Here is a 9,601-nt window from a genome sequence, read left to right as displayed (position 1 = left end):
TCGTCCGACAACGTCAATTCGGCCTTCGGCCGTCCCGTCCGTACCACAGGGCAAGCTTATACATCTGAACAGAATTCCCGACTCAGAAGACTAGGCTCCGTTCTCGATCTCCTTCGCTGGGAAGGCAGGTCGGGAGCCGGCACCTACAGCGACCTCGGCCGCCACCACGACGCAGAACTCCGGCGAAGCAACGATCCGTAGGATCTCGAAGGCGCCGCGCTGCGGCGAAGGTGTTTGCCAGGCGTCCGGGCGCAGGCCTCGATGAAGCCCAGGTCGGGCACGCCGTCGCGCAGCGGAGTCGGCACGGTGATCACCGCGGTGTCGTGGCCGGCCAGCGCGGCCTCGTCGGCACTCGCGCGGTAGGAGCCGGCGTCCAGCACGGCGCGCAGCCGCGTGGAGGGCACGTCCTCGGCGTGCGAGTCGCAGGAGGTGAAGGCCCGGACGCGGTCCACGTCGACGTCGCAGGCGATGACGCGGTGACCGGCCTCGGCTGCGCGTACGGCCAGGAGAAGCCCGACGTAGCCCTGACCGACGACAACGATCTGCATGGCGGCTCCCACTCGGTTGCGGTGCTTGAATGGGGGGTCGTTCCTGGTCTGGCAAGGAGAAGCGCTGTGCCCCTGGTGTCTGTCGTGATGCCCGTGTACAACTCGGCGGCGACCCTCGGTGTGGCCGTCCGATCGGTGCTCAACCAGACCCACAGCGACCTGGAACTGCTGGTCACCGACGATCAGTCCACCGACGGGTCCATGGACCTGATCACCGAGTTCGCCTGGCAGGACGCGCGCGTCCTGCCGGAGCGGGCGCCCGAGCAGGGAGGCGCCGGCCGGGCCCGCAACCGCGCGATCAAGCGGGCCCGCGGGGACTACGTCGCATTCCTCGACAGCGACGACATGTGGCTGCCGGAGAAGACCGAGAAGCAACTCGCATTCGCAGCTCAAGCCACCGCGCCGCTCACGTTCACCTCGTACTTCAAGATGGACGCCGACTACGACGGCGAGAGCACCGACTGGATCCCGAACGGGCGCGTGGTCCGTGCGCGGGAGCACGTGGACTACCGCGCGATGCTGCTCCAGGACCACATCGGCGCTCTCACCGCCATGTACGACCGCAGTGTCCTGGGCACACGGCTGATGCCGGAGATGCGCAAGCGCCAGGACTACGCCCTCTGGCTGTCGATCATGCGGGACGGCGCCGACGCCCGCGGTCTGGCCGAGCCGCTCGCGGTGTACAGGGCCCACCAGGCGGGATCCCTGTCCTCCAACAAGTTCTCGCTCGTGCAGTACAACTGGGCGCTGTACCGCGACCACGAGCACCTGTCGGTGCCGCGGGCGACGCGGGCTCTGGCCGGTGCCGTGTGGCAGTCGGTGCGCAACTCCCGCATCTAGTCCGGCCGGTACCCCCGTGGCCGCGCCGCGTAGTCGGCGGCTGTCTGCGAAGGCGGGACATCGGCGCACGCGGCCGGCTACGCGGGCAGGCCGGCGTTGGAGACCCTGCGCAGGAACAGCTGGAGCGGCAGTCGGCGGTCCGCGAGATCACCACGGATCTCCCGTGGTCGGCCGTGGCCCCTCGGCGCGAGCACGGCCCCGGACGACGGGCACGTCCGTCGGCCTACGCGCAGCTGCCGTTCCACCAGCAGTGCATCCGAGTCCACGATCAACACCAGCACCTGACCTGCAGCAACAGCCGAAACCTCTCCGACGGGGCTGGCATTCATGTTCGGATCACCCGGTCAGCGGCCTCGTCCGAAGACGGCCTCACCCCGCCCTGCTGCCCTTCCCAGGCAGCAGGGATGATGCCTCCGTGGCGACAAACCTTGAACTCTTCGCGGACTACTTCCAGATCCACATCCTGGACGAGGACTCCGACGCCGACTTCAGCAATGTATGGACGGAGCAGGCAGTGCTGGACGGGCTCGCAGTCGCCGAAGGAGGTCTGGCGATCGGCACTGACGTCAACTTCACCGTGGCAGTTGCCGTCCATCTCCTCACAGACCAGCCCGACGATGACAGCAACGAGTTTGACCACGTCGTCGAGGCAAGCCTCAACTTGGCCTCGGGACGACTCGTGGTGCTCGGCTGCACTGACGACGTCGACGCCGCAGCCCGCTTCGACATGCCCTCCGGGTGGACCCGCATCCGGGCTTCCAGGCGCAGCCTCACCGCTGCGGCCTTCCCCGGCCCCGACTGCGAGGACGAGCCCGAAGACACCGAGGAGATCCGGCTACAGACATGGCCGGCCCCGTACTGCGAGCCGTACATCACCAAACGATGGGCACGTCCCGACGCGGAACCGCTCTCGTGAACCAGCTCTTCGTGTTCACTCTGTCGTCGCACACGAAACAGGAGCAGACAGCCCATCAAGATCAACACTCATGTTCATCGCGAGCATCGCGAGCCCCCACCTACGTGCTCACGTAGAGAGTCGTCTACCGGCCATGCGGCAAACGATCTCATCCCGGACCGATGTCGGGTTGAGCTGTGACGGTGCGCTGCGGGGCACCTCGACAAGGGAGCAGAGTGGATCTCAGAGCACCGGTACCGTCTCGGAGGCTTGGGCCGTACGCGTTGACCGATGACGGGATCGCGGCACTGCTGGCACGCTACGAGTTCGGTGATGCCTGTGTCCGCCGTGTGATCCTTGACCAGGAGTTCGGACGGCAACCGCGGGGGCGGGCCGTCAGACTTGTGATCGACGTTCGGGTGGCGGACGAGGCCCTGCGGTGGGAGCCGGTATGCCTGGACCTGGTCGACGTGAAGCGATTTCGGATCGACGAGAGCCAGGGCTCTCCTGCGGGGGTGCTCTACGATCCCCCACAGTTCACCCGGTTCGACGGGCTGATTCAGGTCGACCTGTGCGCTGAGCGTTTCGGCAGCCTTCGTCCGAGGAGTGGGCAGGATGTCTTCGAAGGCTCGGAGCTGGTCTTCGAAGCGGTCGAGGGCACGTGGAGTGTCCTGGAGCCTTGGAGCGTGTGACACCGCGCCCGCGACGAAGCATTGCTATGTGATCGCGGAGTTGAAAGGCTTGTCGGTCGGGTTCTTGGGGCATTTGTTCGGGCGGTAGCTGGGGCCGTTCGCCTGGGACGTGGAGGCCGGTGCCCTGGGAGGGACTCTCGACCATGGTGTTGACGTTGTCGATGAGTCCATATGCCTGTGCCTCGGCAGGCGCCATCCACCGGTCGGGGCGACGTCGGCGGCCACCCGTGCGGCTTGTCCAGACCGGCACGCGATCCGGTACGGTCGCCCCGCCAACGGGCGCGCCTGCTATGCCACGCGCCTCGGGAAACCGAGGCGGACCGGGCCCACACCGGGTGAGAGGTGGACGCGGGGGGAATCGGCCGGCTCGGGCAATCCTGCAGCAGACAGCAGGGACTCCTCCATGCGCACGACGGCTCCGGTGGAGAGCGGCCAGGGCTCGTGGACGACCGGGGTTCGCCAGAGCGCCCCTGCGGACACCGAGTACGCGTGGAAACGGTCGGTCAGCCACGAGTCCAGCGGACGGGCCACTCGGATGCGCTCATCGGTGCGAACTTCGAGCTCGTAGCGTGGCCCTCGCCGCCCCCGCCGACCCGCGTAGTAGCGCGTGCCGCCGTGTTGCTCCGCCACGAGGTGCCCCAGGGAGTACGGAACCCCCAGCAGCCGCGCGGTGAGCATGGCCGGGTGGGTGACCTCGAGGGCGAGGAACCACAGGCCGCTCGGTCCGCCGCGACGCCGTACGTAGGTGCGCAGGTTCGTCTCGGGGAAAGTCCCCCAGGGCATCGGCACTCCCAGGACCCGGGTGCGCGACATGAGGAAGGGTGTCATGCTCACCCAGGCCTGGCCTTCGAAGACGTCGGCTTCGAGCTGGGGCGGTAGCAAGCTCTGGATGACGGGTGGGGGGTATGGCCAGTGCACGAACGCCTGCCGGGTCCAGTACACCGACATCAAGGGAACCCTCACACGCTGCACTGCATCCTCCAGCTGCCCTGACCAGCTCCTGGTGTGCAGCGCCTACCCGTCGGAGCATCGAGGATGCCTCGGGGCGGCGGCGCGCAGGCCACAAGAGGGGCCGCAGCGCAGCTCGGCCGCGTGCCTCGCTGGCCAGGCCCGCCGCCTCTTGGCGTGATCGATCGCATCCTGCGTGTGGCGTGGTGTCTGGCATCGCGGGTGGCGTGCGGCCGGTGATCGCCGGGGCTCCGCTCCTGGGCATCTACTGCGCATCACCGTGCCGCACCCACCCGGCGACAGAGCACCGCCTCCCGGGTGGCAATGAAATTCGTGGCTACTCTCGCGCCAGGTCAGGGGCTCTGCGACGTGGCTTTCAGCCTCACGGCTGCCTCTCGTCCCGCTCGGACAGAGCCCGCGGCAGGTGACGCGGAGCATTCGCGCCAGCCGTCGCACTTTTATGTCAGCTCCCCGAGGCAAAACGCCCGCGAGTTCACTGGCGGGCACGGAGCGGCTCGATCCGGCACAGGGCCCCGGCAGGCCGTGTTCACCTCGGCCACCGTTCGGGATGTCGCGCGCAGGCCCGCTGGACGGGCAAGGTACTGCGGGTCGGGTAAGGCGCGGGCTACATCGGCTAGGCGACGACGCCTACCAGGCGGTGGCCGTCGATCACCGGGAGGCGGCGGACTTTGTGCTCGGTCATGGTGCGCAGGATCTCCGCCGCATCGTCGTCCGCGCCAATGGTGACCGCCTCACCCTGAGCCGGCTCGCCGGCCTTCCCCTGGGCGGGGTCCTTGCCCGCGCCGAGGACCTTCACCACGATGTCGCGGTCGGTCAGCATGCCCTTGAGCCGGTCGTCCGTCCCGCAGGTCGGCAGCGCGCCGACTCCCATCTGCGCCATCTTCTTCGCGGCTTCGAGGACCGGTTCCTCCGCGCCGATGCACTCCGCGTTCCGTCATGATCTCGCGTGCCGTCGTCATCCAGCTGTTCCTTGCATGCGCGTCGTCGATGCCCGCGCGCACGCCGTCGGGGCGAGGCTCCAGGGTGTGGGCACCGGGCTGCCAGTCGTTGAAATCACCCACCACGACTGACCGGGCCGGGCGGGGTCTCGGTCGGCAGGACGAACGTGACGTGGGTGCGGCCCTCGACTTGCTTACGTTTCCAGCACGAAAAGCACTCCTCGACGGCAGAGGCGGACAAGTCGCGGGCCATCCTCCAGCGGCCCACACCCCCAGATACGTGGACGCGGCGGGAGACAAGCTCGTCTTCACTCTGCCGGCACTCCCGCACCGCCTGCCGGTCCTGCGTCGGCCTCGCCCTGGTCAAGGACCTCGGGCCAGGAGCTTGCGGGACAGCTCGCCAACGGCAGGTGAGCTAGTTCCAGTTCGAGGCCCCCTCGAACGGGCGCCGGCCTGACGAGTTGTGCCCGGCCGGTGGCCGTCGGGCATCGGGGGCCTTCCCTACCTCACGCCCGCCCGGCAACGTGGGCCTTACCTCTGGCTCTCGGTGCCGAGCCTGCAGCACTGGCGGACAACGAGCTGGCCTCAGGGGGCAGCAGGGGCGGGCAGCGGGAGACGTCCGCCCCGTCGCTTACAGGATGAAATCGGAGGAAAGCGCACGATGATCTCCAACGCCAGCCGCCACGCCGGCGGCGCCACCGCCTTCCAGCCCGGGCCGACATCGTCACCGTCGAGGTCCGCGCCCACTCCACCGCCCCGCCCCGGATGGCGCCGGATGAACCCCGCGGCTTCGGCTGGCGGCTGGTCAATCAGCTCGCCCACCACCGCCGCCCGCGTCCACCACGATGGCAAGACCGTCACGGCAACGCTCGCCGCCCAGACCGGCCGAACATCGCCGACGCTCAGTCGATCTCCCACGGGACGCCACCTATCGGCCCCGCTCTGCGCGCCCACCGCTGCGCTGCGGGACCGATCGGTCCGGCGGCTGGGGCGGGGGGTCATCGGGTGTGGCGGTGCCGACCGTGCTTGTGGTGTTCGCTGGTCGTCAGCAGCACGAGAGCCAGTCCGAGAGGCAGCAGGAAAAGCAGTAACAGAGTCATGCAACCGCGTGTGCCCACTCGGGAGCGGTCGACACGGGGGCGATCGGGCGCCTGATGGCATTCCCCAGGACCCGGGACCACCATCCGTGGGCTTCTGAGGCGCATGATCCCAGGCAGTGTGATCATCCTCGGTCTGCGGTCCGGTCTCCTCACCGTGCGAGTCCCCCTCGGCCTCCCCCTCCCGACGGGAGCCCGTCGTCCTGCGCAGCGCGCGGGAGGACGCGGGGCCGGACGCGCGTCGCATACGGCTTCAGGCCTCGCCGCCCTCGCGCAGCTCGAACAGGGCAAGCACCCCGGTCAGGTTCGAGCAGGCGGTGCAGCTGCGCTGGCAGCGGTCCCGCCAAAGCCAGCGGGCGCGTATTGCGCAGACGGATCAGGGTGTTCAGGAACGACGCCCCCGGCCACGATCGGGCTGCACACCTTCAACCACACCGATCTCGACACTGCCACGCCCCGGCGCACCCGCCTGGAACTCGCTGCCAGCCGCGCCATCCTCGCCGGGGCCCCCGGCAGCACCACCACGCTCCTGCGCCGCGGAACGAAGCCGCATCTGGAGCGACCTTCTACTGGTGGGAATACTGACCTGGCGATCTGTGCCCTCGCAGCCCCAGCCCAGCCACCGCTCTACGAGTGGCAGCGAAACGTTCCCTCATACACCCGAACGGACCCCATCTCCCAGCGAGGCGGCGGCGCCTGCGCGTGGCCAAGCACAGCCGGTATATGGCTGCTTCCGGGTGATCGCACCCGGAAGCCCGCGTGGCGCAGGTGTCGCCTCGTGACCGTACGGGTCATGCTTCCGGTCCTGCATGCCGTCTGGCCATACGAAAATCACGTAGAGGAGTCCCGTGTCGAGTGAAGAGAACAAGAGGCTGGTTCGCCGCTTCTACGCGGAGATCGACAAGGGCAACGTAGAGGCCATGGACGAACTCGTGGCCGAGGATTACCAGGACCACTCACCGCCTCCGTTTCCCGGGCTCGGATCCGGCCGCGAGGGGCTCAAGCAGGCGTTCCGTCTCTTCTGGGAGGCCACTCCCGGGACCCATGAGATCGAAGACCAGATCGCGGAAGGCGACAAGGTTGTGACCCGGCTGACGGCCCGTGGAGTCCATGAGGGGGACCTTCCCGGTATTCCCGCCACGGGGAACCAGCTCACGATGACGGGGACGGTAATTCACCGTATCGAAAACGGCAGGCTCGCGGAGAAGTGGTCGGACAAGGATGTCTTCGGCTTTCTCCAGCAGCTCGGCGTCATTCCGGCGCACGGCACGCCGGAGTAGAAGGGGCGCCACCACGGCCTTGCAGCCTCGGCACGCCACCCCGGGCAGGGGGCTTGCCCAGGGGCTGCGGGTCGATCCGTCCGGGACATGGGACATCGGCGTGGAGTCGGGCCCGCACCATCGACTTTCCGGTTTCACCGCGTACGCACTGGTCGTTCTGGGCACCTTGTATCCGGCTGGACGCATCAGCGCCCGGCAACGCTCCTCCCGGAGGGGGCAGGCTGCGGCCGACGCCGTATGGCTCGGAACCAGGCGGTCCTGGACCCTGTGCCGGCTGGGGGGTCGTCTCGCGGCGGTGATCCCATCAGGGGCAGGGGGCTCCGCTGGCGGTTCCGCGTCGGCCAGAGCGGATGGGGTGGGTGGGGGGCGCTGGGTGGGAGTGCTGCCCTGGCACGAATCATGTCCGCTTCGGCTCGGACCATTTCGGCCTTCGCACGCAGAAGGTCGGCGTCTGACCGCGGGCCTTCATGAGCTTGGCCAGCCCGGTGAGGGTGCCGCCGATGAGTACGCCGATGGCTGTTCCGATGCTGACGACGGAAGCGACTGCGGCGGGTGCGTCGGTGAGGCCCAGCCCAGTGTGCTGATGGCTTTCAAGGAGACTTCTGGTGCTGATCCAGGCCGTGGCCAACAGGGCCAGGCGGAACATGCCGAGGAGGTATGCGCGCCTTTGTCGTTTCCGGGCCGTCTTCCGGCGGCATGCGGGCCGGTGCCTTTGCGGCGTTGCCATCCGGCGGTACGGGCGCCCTTCCAGAGGTCAGCGCCTTGGCCATCCGCTTCGGCCGGTCGATAGTCGACGCGGGCCGGATCGCCGCAGGGATCCGGTCGGGTGGATCGAAAGGGGAAACCTTGATGAGGTGGTACCAGCCTCCGGGGCGTTCGCGAGATCCCTGCCGGAGGGTGTCTCCCGAGACGTCGAGGACGGGGAAGGACTTCCCCGCATTTCGCTGATTGCGCCAGTAAAAGACCTGCTCACGGACGGTGTGGTGCACGGTGGATTCTGGGGTGGCGAGCAGCAGGAAGTTGGGACAGCGGTCCATCTTGTCGCGCTGGGTCCAGCGAGGGGTCGCCGTCGCCGGATTCCGTGCGGACACCCAGATCGTGCAGGCGGCGTCTGAGGGTTCGTGCGGTATCGTCGGCGGCCACCATCATCTGTTCGATTCTCCCCACCACGATGTCACATCCAGCGAAACCCTAGCTCGGGCCTGCGTCATGCGTTGATCAAACCCCGTAGACGGCGCTCTCAGCGGGAGTGAGGACGTTTCAGGTCGCCGAAGATATAACACAGCGGCGTGGGGACGTGGTTGGCGGTAAGTAGCAGCCCGGCATTCGCGGCTGGACCGTTCAGCCCTGCTGACAGGGAACTTACGCACCGGCGATCCGCCACTGCGTCACAGTGGTTCCCCGTCCGGTGAGTTCGGGTTGCGTGATACGACAGCCCACTTTCGGGGTGCCAGCGCGCGGTAGGTCGAACAGCAGCACCCGTCGCGCTTCCCTCTCGACACAGGTCAGGGCTGCGCAGCAACAGCTGTGCAGCCCTGACTTGGTAAACCTCAGATTCCGCCGAAATAACTGCGGTCTGCGGGCGGAGTACGGAAGGTCAGGCCGGGTTGATGTTCTCGGCCTGGGGGCCCTTCTGGCCCTGGGTGACGTCGAACGTCACGACCTGGCCTTCCTGGAGCTCACGGAAGCCCGAGGAGTTGATCGCCGAGTAGTGGGCGAAGACGTCCGGGCCGCCGCCGTCCTGGGCGATGAAGCCGAAGCCCTTCTCCGCGTTGAACCACTTCACAGTTCCTGTAGCCATGTCTCATGCCTTCCAGTCGAGTACGCCTCCCGCACCATGCGGGAGGCGGAGGTGATCGCCCTGGTTCCTGCGGCACAGCACAGCAAAAAGCCCACGCCGGAGGCGTGGGCAAAGGGAACTTCCGAACCACGACAGCTGACGCTGACGCTACACGCTCGCACACGCTGTCACCACAGGAAACAAGTACACGTCGTGGACCGTGTGCGGGCAGGTCCGCCGTGGGGCGGCAGGCGCGCCCGGGTCACGCCGCGGCCGTGGGATTCGCTGATTCGGCGGCGCGGCGGTACTCGGCGTTGATGCGCTGGGCCTCTTCGAGCTGGTCTTCGAGGATGACGATGCGGCAGGCGGCCTCGATGGGGGTGCCCTCGTCGACGAGTTCGCGAGCTCGGGCGGCGATGCGCAGCTGGTAGCGGGAGTAGCGGCGGTGCCCGCCGGCTGAGCGGAGCGGGGTGATGAGGCGGTGTTCGCCGATGGCGCGGAGGAAGCCTTGGGTGGTGCCGAGCATTTCGGCGGCCCGGCCCATCGTGTAGGCGGGGTAGTC

At 68.1% G+C, this 9,601-nt stretch carries 10 protein-coding genes and 1 pseudogene; 4 read left to right on the top strand and 7 right to left on the bottom strand.

The features are described 5' to 3' along the window. Positions 1-143: 143 nt before the first annotated feature. Positions 144-548, bottom strand: a complete 405-nt coding sequence (locus ACIBAD_RS37335) for a hypothetical protein (protein ID WP_398911494.1) — start codon at positions 546-548, stop codon at positions 144-146. A gap of 66 nt (positions 549-614) precedes the next feature. Between ACIBAD_RS37335 and ACIBAD_RS37330 the strand changes: the two genes are divergently transcribed. After that, positions 615-1,388, top strand: coding sequence for a glycosyltransferase family 2 protein (locus tag ACIBAD_RS37330; RefSeq protein ID WP_398911492.1), 774 nt, complete (start codon positions 615-617; stop codon positions 1,386-1,388). Positions 1,389-1,465: 77 nt separating this feature from the next. Here ACIBAD_RS37330 and ACIBAD_RS37325 read toward each other — a convergent pair whose 3' ends face one another. Continuing rightward, positions 1,466-1,654: a hypothetical protein gene (locus tag ACIBAD_RS37325; protein ID WP_398911490.1), complete on the bottom strand. Its 189-nt coding sequence runs from the start codon at positions 1,652-1,654 to the stop codon at positions 1,466-1,468. A 149-nt stretch (positions 1,655-1,803) separates the two neighbouring features. Between ACIBAD_RS37325 and ACIBAD_RS37320 the strand changes: the two genes are divergently transcribed. Next, positions 1,804-2,304: a hypothetical protein gene (locus ACIBAD_RS37320; RefSeq protein WP_398911488.1), complete on the top strand. Its 501-nt coding sequence runs from the start codon at positions 1,804-1,806 to the stop codon at positions 2,302-2,304. Between the two features lie 263 nt (positions 2,305-2,567). Beyond that, entirely contained in the window at positions 2,568-2,975 is a 408-nt protein-coding gene (locus ACIBAD_RS37315; protein WP_398911486.1) for a hypothetical protein, read from the top strand. Between the two features lie 288 nt (positions 2,976-3,263). Here ACIBAD_RS37315 and ACIBAD_RS37310 read toward each other — a convergent pair whose 3' ends face one another. Together ACIBAD_RS37310 and ACIBAD_RS37305 are read right to left on the bottom strand one after the other, a co-directional pair. Beyond that, positions 3,264-3,923, bottom strand: coding sequence for a YqjF family protein (locus ACIBAD_RS37310; RefSeq protein ID WP_398911496.1), 660 nt, complete (start codon positions 3,921-3,923; stop codon positions 3,264-3,266). Positions 3,924-4,525: 602 nt separating this feature from the next. Continuing rightward, positions 4,526-4,903, bottom strand: a pseudogene (locus tag ACIBAD_RS37305) (CBS domain-containing protein); the annotation flags it as partial. Positions 4,904-6,827: 1,924 nt separating this feature from the next. On the opposite strand from ACIBAD_RS37305, the gene ACIBAD_RS37300 reads away from it, so the two are divergent. Continuing rightward, entirely contained in the window at positions 6,828-7,259 is a 432-nt protein-coding gene (locus ACIBAD_RS37300) for an ester cyclase (RefSeq protein WP_398911484.1), read from the top strand. A gap of 397 nt (positions 7,260-7,656) precedes the next feature. On the opposite strand, the gene ACIBAD_RS37295 is transcribed toward ACIBAD_RS37300, so the two are convergent. From ACIBAD_RS37295 to ACIBAD_RS37285, 3 genes are all read right to left on the bottom strand, one after another. Next, positions 7,657-7,905, bottom strand: a complete 249-nt coding sequence (locus ACIBAD_RS37295) for a hypothetical protein (RefSeq protein WP_398911482.1) — start codon at positions 7,903-7,905, stop codon at positions 7,657-7,659. A gap of 951 nt (positions 7,906-8,856) precedes the next feature. Then, positions 8,857-9,060, bottom strand: a complete 204-nt coding sequence (locus ACIBAD_RS37290) for a cold-shock protein (RefSeq protein WP_008735947.1) — start codon at positions 9,058-9,060, stop codon at positions 8,857-8,859. 241 nt (positions 9,061-9,301) lie between these two features. Next, positions 9,302-9,601: MerR family transcriptional regulator (locus ACIBAD_RS37285; protein WP_398911480.1), on the bottom strand; the 300-nt coding region annotated here is incomplete at its 5' end.

Origin of the sequence: Streptomyces sp. NPDC051109 (genome assembly GCF_044455885.1) — a bacterium.
Lineage (GTDB): Bacteria > Actinomycetota > Actinomycetes > Streptomycetales > Streptomycetaceae > Streptomyces.
This window is presented reverse-complemented; position numbering and strand designations above follow the sequence as displayed.

Excerpts from the sequence above, each read along its gene's own strand:
- ACIBAD_RS37335 (WP_398911494.1), bottom strand. The coding sequence starts at position 548 with ATGCAGATCGTTGTCGTCGGTCAGGGCTACGTCGGGCTTCTCCTGGCC.
- ACIBAD_RS37310 (WP_398911496.1), bottom strand. The coding sequence starts at position 3,923 with ATGTCGGTGTACTGGACCCGGCAGGCGTTCGTGCACTGGCCATACCCC.
- ACIBAD_RS37295 (WP_398911482.1), bottom strand. The coding sequence starts at position 7,905 with ATGTTCCGCCTGGCCCTGTTGGCCACGGCCTGGATCAGCACCAGAAGT.
- ACIBAD_RS37290 (WP_008735947.1), bottom strand. The coding sequence starts at position 9,060 with ATGGCTACAGGAACTGTGAAGTGGTTCAACGCGGAGAAGGGCTTCGGC.